The following is a 14472-nucleotide window of genomic DNA, read 5'->3' as shown; positions in this document are numbered from 1 at the left end:
GAAGCTGCCGGGCGCGGTCATCGGGAAGCTGATCGGCTTGGACCCCGACGACATACCGGCCGCCGTGCACGGCGGCCACCGGGCGGAGCAGCTGCTCTTCCGGCCGCTGACGGAGGACGAGCAGGTCGCCGCCGCGGAGGACGTCGTCGGGCTGCAGCGGATGCTCGACCGCTACATACGTGCCAGGCGCGAGAGCCCGCGCGAGGACCTCTGTTCCGCGCTGGTCGCGGCGCTGGCCCCCGGCAGCGGAGAGCTGTCCCTCGACCAGCGCCATGAACTCGTGTCCAACCTGCAGAACTTCCTCATCGCCGGGCATCTGACGACGACCGCCCTCATCGGCACGACGCTGCTCCATCTGCTCAGCCACCGTTCCCAGTGGGAACTGCTCTGCCGCACACCGGAACTGATACCGGCCGCCGTCGAGGAGGCGGCCCGCTACGACACCGCCGTCCAGGGCTTCCGCCGCACCACGACCCGGCCCGTCACCCTCGCCGGAACCGAACTTCCGGCCGGGGCCACCGTGTTCGTCGCGTACGGCCAACCGAGACGAACGGCGCCATGAGCGCGCCGGCGAGTTCGACATCACCCGTACGGCCCCGAGCCGGCATGTCGCCTTCGGGCACGGCGCCCACGGCTGCCCCGGATCGCAGCTCGCCCGGGAACAGCTCCGGCTCACCGTCGAGCTGTTCAGCAGCAGGATGCCCCAGCTGCGGCTCTCGGCGGACCACAGGGTCACGATGCGCCCGACCCTGATCCACCGCTCACCGGAGACCCTGCACCTCGTCTGGTGAGCGCCCCGGCACCGGCATATCCTCCGCCCATGCGCGTCGCACTCTTCGTCACCTGCGTCAACGACGCTGTCTATCCGTCCACAGGTGTGGCCACCGTCCGCCTCCTTGAGCGACTGGGGGTGGAGGTCGACTTCCCCGCCGGGCAGACGTGCTGCGGCCAGCCCCAGTTCAACACGGGCTACCGGCGCGAGACCGAGCCCCTGGTCCGGCGCACGGCACGCGTCTTCGAGGGGTACGAGTACGTCGTCACCCCCTCCGGATCGTGCGCCGCGATGGTCCGCCACCACTATCCGCGGCTCGGCGACGCCTCCGCGGCCTCGCTCGCGTCCCGGACGTACGAACTCACCGAGTTCCTCGTCGACGTCCTCGGCGTCACCGACGTCGGCGCGTACTTCCCCCACAAGGTCACCTATCACCCCTCCTGCCACGGACTGCGGCTGCTGGGACTCGGTGAGCGGCCGCGCAGGCTCCTGGAGGCCGTCAAGGGCCTCGAGCTCCTCGAACTGCCCGGCGCCGAGGAGTGCTGCGGCTTCGGCGGCACCTTCGCCGTGAAGAACGCGGACGTGTCCGCCGCGATGGGCCAGGACAAGGTGCGCAGCGCCGCATCCACCGGGGCCGAGGTGTTGTGCGGCGCCGACAACTCCTGCCTGATGCACCTCGGCGGCATCCTCGGGCGCCAGGCCGGGCCCGGGAACGGCGTCCCGCTGCGCGCACTCCACATCGCCGAAATCCTCGCCGGTACCGAAGAGGAGCCTCACGTATGAGCGGGAGCTTCGTCGGCATGCCGTCCTTCCCGACGGCGGCCCGGGAAGCCGTGCACGACGCCACCCTGCGCGCCAATCTGCGGCACGCCACCCACACCATCCGCGACAAGCGCGCCAGGGCGGTCTCCGAGCTGGCCGACTGGGCACAGCTGCGCGAGGCCGGACGACAGATCAAGGACCATACGCTCCGTCATCTCGACCGCTACCTGGAGCAGTTGGAAGAGCGGGTCACGGCCGCGGGCGGCACCGTGCACTGGGCCGCCGACGCCGACGAGGCCAACCGGATCGTCGCGGACCTGGTCAAGGCCACCGGCGAGCGGGAAGTCGTCAAGGTCAAGTCGATGGCCACGCAGGAGATCGGCCTCAACGAAGCCCTGGCGGCCGAGGGCATCTCCGCGTACGAGACGGACCTCGCCGAACTCATCGTGCAACTCGGCGACGACCGGCCCTCGCACATCCTCGTCCCCGCCATCCACCGCAACCGCGGCGAGATCCGCGACATCTTCCGCGACCGGATGGGCAGCTGGGGCAGGTCCGCTCCGGACGGGCTCGGCGACACCCCCGCCGAACTCGCCGAGGCGGCCAGGCTCCACCTGCGCGAGAAGTTCCTGCGCGCGAAGGTCGGTGTGTCCGGCGCCAACTTCATGGTCGCCGAGACCGGCACCCTCGTGGTGGTCGAGTCGGAGGGAAACGGCCGGATGTGCCTGACCCTCCCCGAGACGCTGATCTCCGTCGTCGGCATCGAGAAGGTCGTGCCCACATGGCGTGACCTGGAGGTGTTCCTGCAGACCCTGCCACGCTCCTCGACCGCGGAGCGCATGAACCCGTACACGAGCATGTGGACCGGTACGACGGGTTCTGGTACGGCGGGTTCCGGTACGACGGATACCGGCGCGACGGAATCCGGCAACACGAGTGACGGTCCGCGGACCTTCCACCTGGTGCTCCTCGACAACGGCCGGACGCAGGCCCTCGCCGACGAGGTCGGCCGGCAGGCGCTGCGCTGCATCCGCTGCTCGGCCTGCCTCAACGTCTGCCCGGTGTACGAACGGGCCGGCGGCCATGCGTACGGCTCCGTCTACCCCGGCCCGATCGGCGCGATCCTCAGCCCCCAGCTGCGCGGCATCGCGAGCGAGACCGACGCGTCGCTGCCGTACGCCTCGTCGCTGTGCGGGGCCTGTTACGAGGTGTGCCCGGTCGCCATCGACATTCCCGAGGTGCTGGTGCATCTACGGGAGAAGGTCGCGGAACAGGGCGGGAAGGGCCACCGGCTGGAGAAGGCCGCGATCAGGGCGGCGGGCTGGCTCCTGGACCACCCGGCGGCTCTCGGCGCGGCCGAACGCCTCGCCGCCGGGACCCGCCGTGCCCACCCCGCGAGGCCGCCCGGCGCCGCCGCCTGGACCAACAGCCGTGACCTGCCCGAACTCCCCGCGGAGCCGTTCCGCGACTGGTGGAAGAAGAACCGCACATGACCCCCGCACCGGACCCTTTCCCCGCCCCCACGCCCGGCCCGGGCCCCGAGTCCGCCGGGACGGGTGCGCAGCCCGCCGGAGCGGACTCCTCGTCACCGGCCGGCCGCACGTCCGGGCGAGGTTCCCGGGGGCTGATCCTCGCCCGGGTACGAGCCGCCCTCGACGGCGCGCCGGAGGTACCGGAGGTGAGCCGCGACTATCTGGGCTCCCACACCCCCGACGACCCGGACGCGCTGCTCGACCTGCTGCACGAGAACCTCGCCGACTACCGCGCGCTCGTCCACCGGAGCGACGCCGAAGGGCTGCCCGACGTGCTGGCGAGGCTGCTCCGTTCGCGCGGGGCGCGGAGTGTGCTCGTACCGCCGGGGCTGCCGCCGCACTGGCTGGCGGCGGTGGACGCCACCCGTGTCGCGGACCGCGCCGAATCCACCGCGCAGGAGCTCGACGCCGTCGACAGCGTGGTCACGGGCTGCGCGCTCGCGATCGCCGAGACCGGCACGATCGTGCTGGACGGCGGCCCCGACCAGGGCCGCCGCCGGATCACTCTCGTCCCCGACCACCACATCTGCGTGGTCCTGGCCCCGGAACAGGTCGTCGCCTCCGTACCGCAGGCACTGCCCCGGCTCGATCCCACCCGCCCGCTGACCTGGATCTCCGGGCCCTCCGCCACGAGCGACATCGAGCTCGACCGGGTCGAGGGCGTGCACGGCCCCCGCACCCTGGAGGTCGTGCTCGTCGCCGGCTGACGTCAGCCGGCACGCAGCCGCGGTGCCCGTGCCGCGGCGGGCACTGCGGCCCCGTCGCGCCGCAGTTCGGCGGCCAGCTGCCCCGCCCACCTGGTCAGCCCGTCGACATCGATGCCGTACGGCGAGGCGGTCGGCGCACCGTACGGCGCGATGGCCTGCGCACCGCGGGCCAGCAGGGCAGCGCCGCCCGTCGCGTTGCCCCGGGCGGCGTGGGTCAGGCCGACCGCGAGCTGGGCCAGACCCCGCCACAGCCCGCGTTCCGCCTGCGGCCCGGACTTCCAGGCGTCCTCCAGCACCTCGTGGGCGTGGAACGGCATGCCCGCGTCCAGCAGCCGCTGCGCCTCGACCAGGGTCTCCTCCGGTGTGCGCACCACGCCCTCCGGCTGCCGCGCCACGCCCTCCTCCCCGTACGGGAGGGGGCGCCCCAGCCCGTCGCGGGGGCGCGCGCTGCGCGCCCGGCCATCGGCGTCGCGGTCCCTCGGCGTCCTGTTCACTCCCCGATTGTCACCCGTCGGAGCCGTGGCCGACCGCAGCTGTCAGAACGGTGTCCGCCACCCGTGCGGCGCAACGCCGGGCTGTGCCCGGGGAACACCGGCGAACCGCCGCGCTGTTGGCGCACAGGCCCGGGCTGCCGGCCGCCCCCGCCCCCGACCTGCGGCGTCACCACGCAGACCGGCCACGGCCGCAGGACCCGCGCGTCCAACCCAGGCCCGGAATGGGGTAATGTTCTCTTGCGCGCTCGGACGGGGCCAGGCCCCAAGGATCCGCGCATCGGGACGTGGCGCAGCTTGGTAGCGCACTTGACTGGGGGTCAAGGGGTCGCAGGTTCAAATCCTGTCGTCCCGACTCGAAAGAGTCGCAGGTCAGAGGCTGTATCGGAGTCAATTCGATATGGCCTCTTGATCGTTTTTGGGGACCAGTTGGGGACAAGTTGTGGACCAATTGGGGACCGTGGGGGCCACTCCCACTCTTGATCCGTACCCCTCTCAGGAATTCGTCGATTGCAGGGATCTCCGCGCGTTCTCGGCTACGCCCGGTGAGCTGTCTGACGAGGCTTCTGACGCCGTCCGCCATGCGGCGCGGGTGCTGCCTGCCCACCCTCCGCGCTTCCGCGCCACCCCGGCATAGGCCGCCTACAGCATCACCGTCCGCCCCGACGGCCCTGCACTTGCAATGCTGGGCGGTTGGAGAAAAACGCTTGGACTGCGCGGGTGCCGTCGCGGGACACTGCGAATCCTGTCCTGCCGGTCCGACAAAGCAGGGTTGGGATGGGAATGCCTGAATCGCGCAAAGGTTTGCCCGGCAGGGGCTCGGTGCTCCTCGCGCTTCGTTGCTACGGACGGGAGTTGGCCCGTCTCCGGTGGCTGACGGTGCCCGCGATGCTGCTCCCGGCGCTGGGCAACATCGGCATCAACTACATCGTGCCGCTGGTCGTCGCGAAACTCGTCGGCCGCATTGCGGACGAGGCCGGTACCGGCATCGGCTCGACGCTGCCCTACGTCCTCGGCTTCGCCGGCGTCCTGTTACTCGCGGAGACGCTGTGGCGCATCGGACTGCACTGCCTGAACCGCCTTGATGCCCTCGGTATCGAGCACCTGTACGTGATCGGCATGGATGAGCTGTTCGCCAAGGACGCCGCGTTCTTCCACGACAACTTCGCCGGGTCGCTGACCAAGCGGGTCCTGAGCTTCGCCTCCCGCTTCGAGGAGTTCGTCGACACGCTGACGTTCTCGGTCATCGGCAGCTTCGTGCCGCTGGTGTTCGCATCGGTGGTGCTGTGGCAGTACGACCCGATGCTCGTGGCCGGGCTCTTGACACTGATCGCGTTCACGGCGCTGTGCGTGGCACCCCTGATCCGTCGCCGCCAGGTGCTCGTCGCCCAGCGCGAGCAGGCGATCGCCCGGGTGTCGGGCCACGTCGCCGACAGCCTGATGAACATGGACACGGTCCGGTCGTTCGCCGCCGAGGAACGTGAGGCCGCCGAGCACCGGTCCCGCGTCGCGGAGTCGCGCCGGCTCACGCTGCGTTCGTGGGACTACGGCAACCTGCGCATCGACACCCTGGTCGCGCCGATGTCCGTACTGACCAACGTGCTGGGCCTGCTGCTCGCCGTTGCGCTCGCCGGGGGAGGGCACGGCGTGGAGACGGTCATCGTCGCCTTCACGTACTACGCCAACGCGACGCGGATCATGTTCGAGTTCAACCAGATCTACCGTCGCCTGGAAAGCTCGATGACGGAGGCCGCGCAGTTCACCGAACTGCTGCTGACACCGCCGACCGTGCTCGACCCGGTGTCCCCGGAACCGCTGCGGTCCCGGTCCGCCGAGGTGCACTTCGAAAACGTGACCTTCGCCCACGCGGGCGCGGAGCCGCTCTTCGAGGGCCTCGATCTGGCCGTGCCCAGCGGGGCGAAGATCGGTTTCGTCGGCCGGTCCGGCGGAGGCAAGACCACGCTCACGCGGCTGCTGCTGCGGATGACCGACATCGACGCCGGCCGGATTCTGATCGGGGGACAGGACATCAGCAGGCTGCGTCAGACCGAACTGCGCAGCCTGATCGCCTACGTGCCGCAGGACCCGGCGATGTTCCACCGCACGCTGCGAGACAACATCGCGTTCGCCCGGCCGGACGCCACCGACGCCGAGATCCGCCGCGCGGCCGAGGCGGCGCACGTCACGGAATTCGCCGATGTGCTTCCGGACGGCTTCGACACCATGGTGGGCGAGCGCGGGGTGAAGTTGTCCGGCGGACAGCGCCAGCGGGTCGCCCTCGCCAGGGCGATCCTGCGCGATGCGCCGATCCTGCTGCTCGACGAGGCGACCAGCGCCCTGGATTCCGAGAGTGAGATCCTCGTCCAGGATGCGCTGTGGCGGCTCATGGACGGGCGGACGGCGCTCGTGGTGGCGCACCGACTGAGCACGGTCGCCAACATGGACCAGCTCGTCGTCCTTGACCGCGGACGGATCGTCGAGCAGGGCACGCATCAGGAGCTGCTCGCCGTGGACGGCGCCTACGCGAAGCTGTGGCAGCACCAGTCGGGCGGCTTCCTCGACGACACCCCCTCGCGGGCCGACCTGCACTGAACCCGAGTGATCCGCCTGGTAGGCCGTCGCTGAACTCCTCGAGAGCCGGGGGCGACGGAACACCTCGCAATGGGACGACCACGGGCACTCCCTCGTGTCACCTTCACCGAACCGGAGGTCGGAGCGGTGGGGCTGACGGAGGTTCAGGCGCGCGAACGAGGGCTGCGGGTGCGCACCAGCGTGCTCCGGGCTGAACGTGGCCGTCCACGCAGAGGTGCCCGTCGACCGGCTCCGGCACATGATCTAGACCTACCCCACCTTCCACCGGACGATCGGGCGGCTCTGGGAAGCCTGGCCTGAGCCGCACCGGACCGCCGGACCTCCGTCGGAGCGAGAGCCGCCGCAGCGATGCATAATTATTGAAAACGGAACTATCTTGGTTCGGAGAGGTGGGGCATGAGCACTCCAGAGGTCGAGGTCCTGTCCGCCCGGGACGTCCCGCTGGGCGGCCCTCGGGCGATGACCGTACGGCGTACGCTGCCGCAGCGGGCCCGTACGCTGATCGGCGCCTGGTGCTTCGCCGACCACTACGGTCCCGACGAGGTCGCCGTCTCCGGCGGCATGGACGTCGCTCCCCACCCGCACACCGGCCTGCAGACGGTGAGCTGGCTGTTCAGCGGCGAGATCGAACACCGCGACAGCCTGGGCAGCCATGCGTTCGTGCGCCCCGGGGAACTGAACCTCATGACGGGCGGCTACGGCATCAGCCACTCGGAGGTCTCCACGCCCGGCACCACCGTCCTGCACGGGGTGCAGCTGTGGGTGGCGCTTCCCGAGGAGCATCGCGACACCGGCCGCGACTTCCAGCACCACGCCCCGAAGCCGGTCCGCTTTGACGGAGCGGAGATCAGGGTGTTCCTGGGGACGCTGGCCGGCGAGACCTCCCCCGTACGGACCTTCACGCCCCTGCTCGGCGCCGAACTCCTCCTCGCCCCGGGCGCCACCGTGACCCTCCCCGCCGACCCGGCCTTCGAGCACGGTCTGCTCGTCGACGCGGGCGACGTCCGTTTCGCCGGGACACTCCTGCGCCCGGCCGAGCTGGGGTACGCCGGGACCGGAACCGACACCCTGACCCTGACGAACGAGTCGGACAGCCCCGCCCGGGTGGTGCTTCTCGGCGGGACGCCGTTCGAGGAGGAGATCGTCATGTGGTGGAACTTCATCGGCCGCAGCCACCAGGACATCGTCGAAGCCCGGGAAGCCTGGGAGGACGCCTCCGACCGCTTCGGCACCGTCGACGGCTACCCCGGCGGCCGTCTCCCCGCCCCGGCCCTCCCGAACGCCACCCTCGCACCCCGCAAGAACCCGTCCCATCACTGAATCACGACCGGAAGACCCGAAAGGCACACCATGAACCAGCAGACCACCACCCCCGTCGTCCGGCGCGTGGACGCCCGGCACCGATACGAGATCCTGGTCGACGGTGAGCGCGCCGGCCTGACGGCCTACCGCGACCGCTCCGGGCAGCGCGTCTTCTTCCACACCGAGATCGACGACGCCTACGCCGGCCAGGGCCTGGCCTCGATCCTCGTCCAGCAGGCCCTGACCGACGTCCGCGACTCCGGCAGGCGCATCGTGCCCGTCTGCCCCTACGTGGCCAAGTTCCTCGAGAAGCACGACGAGTTCGCCGACATCACCGACCCGGTGACCCAGGACGTCCACCAGTGGCTCGACGGCGAACTGGCGCGCTGACCGCCCGTGTGCAATCTCCTGGGCCGGCCGTCGTCCCCCAGGCCCTGGCCGGCCGCCGAACGTGGTGCCCTCGGCATGGAAGAGCTTGTGCAGATGGCACAGCGAGATGTGGTGCTTCTCGGCGAGCATGCGGGGCGAGAGCCCGGGCTCGCCGAGGCGGGTCTCCGCGGAGGCTTTGATCCGGTCAAGAATCGTTGTGGGACCCGCCCCGGCTCGGGTCCGTACGACGGCGCCCGACCGGTGCTCGGCCGGCGAGGAGAGCAGGCCCGCGACCGTGCGGGCGAGAATCGCCCGCCCCGGAAACGGAGTTCGGCGAACCGTGCCCGCTGCCGCAATCGCGGGTAGCAGTCAGCGTGGGACGGCGATCGCCGTGACCATGAGTCCGGACTCGACCAGCCACCGCCCGTCGAACCCGGTCAGCCGGCGGCCGGCCGCCACCGGACCCTCCACCAGCAGCCGGGCGTGGAAGGTCGCGTCGTCGGGGTCGATCGTGATGACCGCTTCCTCGAAGTCCAGCCAGCGGAGGGCCAGCGGATACCACGCCTTGTAGACGCTCTCCTTGGCGCTGAACACGAGCCGGTCCCAGTGGACTTCCGGCCGCAGCGCACTCAGCCGTTGCAGCGCGGCACGCTCCTCCGGCAGCGTCACCAGATTGCGTACGCCGTCGTCGGGCAGCGGCAGATGAGGCTCCGCGTCGATCCCGATCGTCACGACGTCGGAGGAGCGCGCCACGGCAGCCGCCCGATAGCCCTTGCAATGCGTCATGGCACCGACCGCGTCCGACGGCCACTGCGGTGCTCTGCCGGGCCCCGGCAGGATGGGCGCGGGTTCGAACCCGAGTTCCGCCAGTGCCGTACGGGCGCAGGCCCGTACCGTGCCGAACTCCCGCTGCCGCTCGGGCACCGCGTTGGCCACCTGCGCCTGCTCCTCGGGGAACATCGTGGACACGGGCGGATCGCAGAACACCTCAGAGACGGCGATCGGCGGTGGAAGCAGCTTGCTGATCATGCGCGGGCCCCGTTGGGCACCATCGGAAAGACCTCCACCGGGCGCCCGGGGCGTACCCGACCCCCGGCGCCACTCGTGAGGGTAGCCGAGGGGCGTCTCCCGATGCGGCACACCCATGGCGCTCCGACCAGGCGCCCTTCCGGGTGGTCACTGTGTGAGGCCGCTCCCGTACGGGGCGTACAGGTCCAGCAGGCGAACCCGTGCGGAGTGCAGCCGGTGGGCGAGGACCCGGCCGACCCACTGGCCGATCGCCGAGCCGAGGGTCGGATCGGCGTCCATCATCATGCGTACGCTCAGCGCGTCGAACTCCTGGGCCCGGACCGGAGTCATGGCCTCGGCACCCAGCTGCCAGACGTAGGGCGGGAACAGCCAGGACCAGCCCACGAGTTCACCGAAGCCGAGGTTCTCGATCACCGCAGGGCGCCGGCCCGGCACATGGATGTCCAGGGTGACCGTGCCGGACCGGATGATCCAGAAACGGTCGGCGAGGCGGCCCTCCTCGAAGACGCGAGCCCCCTCGGGAAACTTGACGTCCTTGGCGATCTCCAGCAGCCGGGCACGGTGCTCGGCGGACAGCGCGGCTGACATACGGATCGAAGAGTTGCTCATCGGGGGCCTCCGTTCGCCTCACAGCACATCGTCACCCGTCCGGCCGCGCGATGCACGACCGGACAGCTGACGAAGTGCGCGAAATGCCGATGAGGCGGCCCGCCGCCCGCCGCTCAGGAGCCGGACGGGCTGTCGATGAGCCGTACCGTGCCGAGGATCTTCCGGACCGTCTCGTCCGGCACCTCCTCGGCCACGCCCGTGGCCCCGACGAACGTCCAGGACACGATGTCGGCCTTGGCGTTCTTGAAGGCGAACGTGGTGGCCTTGCCGTCCGTGTCGCACTTGCCCTTCTTGGCGGCGCCCGAGGACGCGGCCGTCGCCACGCTGCCCCTGAGCCCCGACGCCGTGGTGTACGACTCCACCGGACCTGCCTGGATCTTCGTCCTGTCCGGCTGCGTGTAGGCGCCGTAGACCCACAGGGACACGCTGCTGCGGGCGGCCTCCTCGGTGTTCCTCGCGCCGTCCTCCCCGCGGGAGCCGGCGGAGGCGAGGGCCGTGTCCTCCTTGGCGCCGTTCAGGTCGTCGTCGGACTGGCACCACTTCTCCTTGAGCATCGCCGGGGCCGAGAAGCCGATGAGCGGCTTGTCGTCCGCTTCCTTCTCGTCGGTGACGTAGCTCGCCCAGCTCGCCGACTTGACGGCCCACTCGGGCGGTACGTCGAAGACGATGCCGCGCTTCGGGTTCGTCACGGTCTTCCAGCCCGGGACGGTGGGCCGGGCCCCCTCGGCGCCACGCGGAGTCCCGGTGGCGGTTGCGGTGGGCGAAGCGGTGGGTCCCGTGGTGTCGTCCTTCTCGCCGCCCGGGCCACCCAGGACGAGATAACCCGTGACACCGGCGGCGGCGACGACCGCTGCCGCCGCCACGGCGACGACCGTCGTCGTGCTGCGGCCGCCACGCGGGCCCCGGGGCACGCCCGCGGGCTGCGTCGGCACGTCCCACGGTGCCTGGCCCGGCGGGCTGCTCTGCGGATACGGACCGGGCTGCTGCTGGTACGGATTCGGCTGCTGCCGGTACGGGTTCTGCGGGTCCTGCCGGTTCTGTCCGCCCCCTGGCGGCTGCTGCTCTGGCCACATGGGACGTCACCCTAGAGGGGCTCAGTCGGCCTCCATGACGCGGTACGGCACGAACGAGCTGCTGTTCTCGTCGATCAGGAGCCGCCGGCCGAGCGGCGGTACCGCCCGCTGAGGGCAGTCGAGCCGCTCGCAGACCCGGCAGCCCATGCCGATCGGCGTGGCCGTCGAGGCGTTGCCGAGATCGAGCCCGTCGGAATAGACGAGGCGCCCGGCGTGCCGGACCTCGCAGCCGAGACCGATCGCGTACGTCCTGCCGGGCTCTCCCCAGCCCCCGCGCTGCCGGGTCACCGTACGGGCCGTCCACAGATAGCGCTGCCCGTCGGGCATCGCGGCGACCTGGACATGGATCCGGCCCGGTGCGGCGAACGCCTCGTACACGTTCCACAGCGGGCAGGTGCCGCCCGCCCGGGAGAAGTGGAAACCGGTCGCGGACTGCCGCTTGGACATGTTTCCCGCGCGGTCGACGCGGACGAAGGAGAACGGCACCCCGCGCAGGCGGGGCCGCTGAAGGGTGCTCAGGCGGTGGCAGACCGTCTCGTGGCCGAGGCCGAAACGGTCGGTGAGGCGCTCGATGTCGTACCGCACCTCCTCGGCGGCGGCGTGGAAGACGGCGTACGGCAGGATCAGCGCGGCGGCGAAGTAGTTGGCGACCCCGATCCGCGCCAGACTCCAGGTGGGGGAGGAGTCCTCGAAGTCCTCGGAGGCCTGCGAGGACAGGCCGTCGCCGTACTCCAGCAGCGCCACTTGGGTGGCCATACGGAAGGCCTGCTGGCCCGGGCGGAGCCGGGGACCGAGATACAGCGTGCGGCCGCGCGGGTCGTAATGGTGCGGCCGGTCTCCCCCCGAGGCGATCCGTACACCGTGCCGGGCGGCCAGTCGGGCGGCGAGGGCCTGACGCACCTCGCCGGGCCGGATCCCGGCCTCGGCGGCGAGTTCCTCGGCCGCGGTGTCCACCGCGTGGAGATAGTTCCGGCGGCGGTAGAAGAACTCGCGGATCTCCTCGTGCGGGGTGCGCGGCCCGGCCGTGCCGGCGGATGCGGCGCGGCCCTCGGCCGCCTCGGCGAGCCGCTCGCCCAGCTCCTGACTGCGCCGGCTGAGCCGCAGCAGTACGTCCCCGACCCCCGGCAGCCGGGACGCGAGCTCCGACAGATCGGATGCGGACACCTGGCCTGCCGCCACCTCGTCGGCCATGGCCTCGCGCAGATCGGCGACCAGCCGGGAGGTGTCGTGCTCCGAGAAGAACCCGGCGTCCACGCCGAACGCCTCGGTCAGCCGCAGCAGTACGGGCACGGTCAAAGGCCGCGAGTCGTGCTCCATCTGGTTCAGATAGCTCGGCGAGATCGCCAGGACGCGGGCCAGCTCGGCCTGGCTCATCCGCCGCTCCTCGCGCAGTCGGCGCAGTCGCGCCCCCGCGTACGTCCTGCCCATCGCCACCCTCTTCGGCTGTCTGCTCCGGCTGTTCGACAGTAGAGGACCGCGTGGCCGTTGCGGGCTTCGCAACCTTCGCAATCAAGGGCGGGAAGATTCGCAGAAGTTGGCGTCCTTCCATGGTTGATGGCACTGAGTGCCACTGCCAAAGTCTCAGTGCGGCCCGCCGGACCCATCTGAACCGGGCGCATTGCTCACCTTTCCGCACACCGGGAAGGGGCGGCGGGCCGCACCTCGGAAGGGCTGTCACAGGACTGTCACTCGGTGGCGGGCCTTTCGCACAGTTCACAAGAACGACGTGATGTCACGCGACCCCGGGAGACGGTCATGGCGCAGGCAGGGACGACGGCGGCGACGACGGCGGCAACGGCGGCGGCCGAGGAGCTGACACACCGGTGGGCCACGGACCCCCGCTGGAACGGCATCGAGCGCACGTACACCGCCGATGAGGTCGTCCGCCTCAGCGGCAGCGTCCGCGAGGAGCACACCCTCGCCCGCCGCGGCGCCGAGCGTCTGTGGCGCCAACTGCACACCCAGGACTACATCCACGCCCTCGGCGCACTCACCGGCGGCCAGGCCGTGCAGCAGGTCAAAGCCGGACTCCAGGCGATCTATCTGTCCGGCTGGCAGGTCGCCGCCGACGCCAACCAGGCCGGCCACACCTACCCCGATCAGAGCCTCTACCCGGTCAACTCGGTGCCGCAGGTGGTACGCCGTATCAACAACGCGCTGCTGCGCGCCGACCAGATCGCCACCGCCGAAGGCTCCGGTGACACCACTGACTGGCTGGCGCCGATCGTCGCCGACGCCGAGGCCGGCTTCGGCGGACCGCTCAACGCCTTCGAGCTGACCAAGGCGATGATCGCCGCGGGCGCGGCGGGCATCCACTACGAGGACCAGCTGGCCTCCGAGAAGAAGTGCGGCCACCTCGGCGGCAAGGTCCTCGTGCCCACCGCGCAGCACATCCGCACCCTGAACGCGGCCCGGCTCGCCGCCGACATCGCCGATGTCCCGACCGTCATCGTCGCCCGTACGGACGCGCTCGCCGCGAACCTGCTCACCAGCGACGTCGACGAGCGCGACGCGCAGTTCGTCACGGGCGAGCGCACCGCCGAGGGCTTCTACCGGGTGCAGAACGGCATGGCGCCGGTCATCGCCCGCGGCCTCGCCTACGCGCCGTACGCCGACTTGATCTGGGTCGAGACCAGCACCCCCGGCCTGGCGCAAGCCCGTGAATTCGCCGAGGCCATCCACGCCCGCCACCCCGACAAGATGCTCGCCTACAACTGCTCGCCGTCCTTCAACTGGAAGGCCGCGCTCGACGACGACAAGATCGCCAAGTTCCAGCGCGAACTGGGCGCCATGGGATACAAGTTCCAGTTCATCACCCTGGCGGGCTTCCACTCCCTCAACCACGGCATGTTCGACCTGGCCCGCGGCTACGCCGAGCACGGCATGACCGCCTACGTCGACCTGCAGGAGCGCGAGTTCGCTGCCCAGCAGCAGGGTTTCACCGCCGTGAAGCACCAGCGCGAGGTCGGCACCGGCTACTTCGACCTGGTCTCCACCGCCGTCAACCCGGCTTCCTCGACCACGGCGCTGACCGGCTCCACCGAGGAGGAGCAGTTCCACTAGGCCCTGTCCGGGCGGCCGGATCCCGACCGGCCCCGGATCCCGACCGGCCCGCGGGAACGGGCGGCGGCCTCCCGAACGCGCGGATGGCCGGGACGGGACTGCTGGGCCGCAGGACGGGCCGCGACTCTTCCCCCGTACGACCGGAGCTGAGGGGCCCGGTGGGCATGCGGG

At 71.0% G+C, this 14472-nt stretch carries 13 protein-coding genes, 1 tRNA gene and 1 pseudogene; 10 read left to right on the top strand and 5 right to left on the bottom strand.

What is annotated here, in order from left to right; translation table 11 throughout:
* The 4 genes and pseudogenes from ACWGI8_RS25195 to ACWGI8_RS25180 all read left to right on the top strand — a co-directional run.
* Positions 1–791 (top strand): annotated as a pseudogene (locus ACWGI8_RS25195) (cytochrome P450); the annotation flags it as partial.
* A gap of 29 nt (positions 792–820) precedes the next feature.
* The gene (locus tag ACWGI8_RS25190) at positions 821–1555 is read left to right on the top strand and encodes a (Fe-S)-binding protein (protein ID WP_453664171.1); all 735 of its coding nucleotides are present in this window, start codon (positions 821–823) and stop codon (positions 1553–1555) included.
* Entirely contained in the window at positions 1552–3027 is a 1476-nt protein-coding gene (locus ACWGI8_RS25185; RefSeq protein ID WP_453664169.1) for a LutB/LldF family L-lactate oxidation iron-sulfur protein, read from the top strand. The genes ACWGI8_RS25190 and ACWGI8_RS25185 overlap by 4 nt, the downstream gene beginning before the upstream one ends.
* Positions 3024–3773, top strand: a complete 750-nt coding sequence (locus ACWGI8_RS25180; RefSeq protein WP_453664167.1) for a LutC/YkgG family protein — start codon at positions 3024–3026, stop codon at positions 3771–3773. Before ACWGI8_RS25185 ends, ACWGI8_RS25180 begins: the two co-directional genes overlap by 4 nt.
* Before the next feature lie 2 nt (positions 3774–3775).
* On the opposite strand, the gene ACWGI8_RS25175 is transcribed toward ACWGI8_RS25180, so the two are convergent.
* Positions 3776–4267, bottom strand: a complete 492-nt coding sequence (locus tag ACWGI8_RS25175) for a DUF309 domain-containing protein (protein ID WP_453664166.1) — start codon at positions 4265–4267, stop codon at positions 3776–3778.
* Positions 4268–4545: 278 nt separating this feature from the next.
* On the opposite strand from ACWGI8_RS25175, the gene ACWGI8_RS25170 reads away from it, so the two are divergent.
* The 5 genes from ACWGI8_RS25170 (at position 4546) to ACWGI8_RS25150 (ending at position 8548) form a co-directional block, all read left to right on the top strand.
* Positions 4546–4619: transfer RNA gene (locus ACWGI8_RS25170), tRNA-Pro, on the top strand.
* A 422-nt stretch (positions 4620–5041) separates the two neighbouring features.
* Positions 5042–6856: an ABC transporter ATP-binding protein gene (locus ACWGI8_RS25165; RefSeq protein ID WP_453664165.1), complete on the top strand. Its 1815-nt coding sequence runs from the start codon at positions 5042–5044 to the stop codon at positions 6854–6856.
* A gap of 69 nt (positions 6857–6925) precedes the next feature.
* On the top strand, positions 6926–7156 hold the full coding sequence (locus ACWGI8_RS25160; protein WP_453664163.1) for a hypothetical protein: 231 nt from the start codon (positions 6926–6928) through the stop codon (positions 7154–7156).
* Between the two features lie 96 nt (positions 7157–7252).
* Entirely contained in the window at positions 7253–8176 is a 924-nt protein-coding gene (locus ACWGI8_RS25155; RefSeq protein ID WP_453664162.1) for a pirin family protein, read from the top strand.
* Positions 8177–8206: 30 nt separating this feature from the next.
* The gene (locus ACWGI8_RS25150; RefSeq protein WP_453664160.1) at positions 8207–8548 is read left to right on the top strand and encodes a GNAT family N-acetyltransferase; all 342 of its coding nucleotides are present in this window, start codon (positions 8207–8209) and stop codon (positions 8546–8548) included.
* Between the two features lie 348 nt (positions 8549–8896).
* Here the strand turns inward: ACWGI8_RS25150 and ACWGI8_RS25145 are convergent, their stop codons facing one another.
* The 4 genes from ACWGI8_RS25145 to ACWGI8_RS25130 form a co-directional block, all read right to left on the bottom strand.
* The gene (locus ACWGI8_RS25145) at positions 8897–9556 is read right to left on the bottom strand and encodes a 4'-phosphopantetheinyl transferase family protein (RefSeq protein ID WP_453664158.1); all 660 of its coding nucleotides are present in this window, start codon (positions 9554–9556) and stop codon (positions 8897–8899) included.
* 147 nt (positions 9557–9703) lie between these two features.
* Positions 9704–10165, bottom strand: a complete 462-nt coding sequence (locus ACWGI8_RS25140; RefSeq protein ID WP_453664157.1) for a Crp/Fnr family transcriptional regulator — start codon at positions 10163–10165, stop codon at positions 9704–9706.
* A 113-nt stretch (positions 10166–10278) separates the two neighbouring features.
* Entirely contained in the window at positions 10279–11238 is a 960-nt protein-coding gene (locus tag ACWGI8_RS25135) for a hypothetical protein (RefSeq protein WP_453664155.1), read from the bottom strand.
* 21 nt (positions 11239–11259) lie between these two features.
* A complete protein-coding gene (locus tag ACWGI8_RS25130) occupies positions 11260–12666 on the bottom strand; it encodes a short-chain fatty acyl-CoA regulator family protein (protein WP_453664153.1) in 1407 nt (468 codons plus the stop codon).
* A gap of 327 nt (positions 12667–12993) precedes the next feature.
* Here ACWGI8_RS25130 and aceA point away from each other — a divergent pair, with 327 nt between their 5' ends.
* A complete protein-coding gene (aceA, locus tag ACWGI8_RS25125; RefSeq protein ID WP_453664151.1) occupies positions 12994–14301 on the top strand; it encodes an isocitrate lyase in 1308 nt (435 codons plus the stop codon).
* Positions 14302–14472: the final 171 nt, after the last annotated feature.

This window comes from Streptomyces sp. NPDC054841, assembly GCF_053611045.1.
Note: the sequence above shows the minus strand (reverse complement) of the source record. Positions and strands in the feature narration are given on the sequence as shown.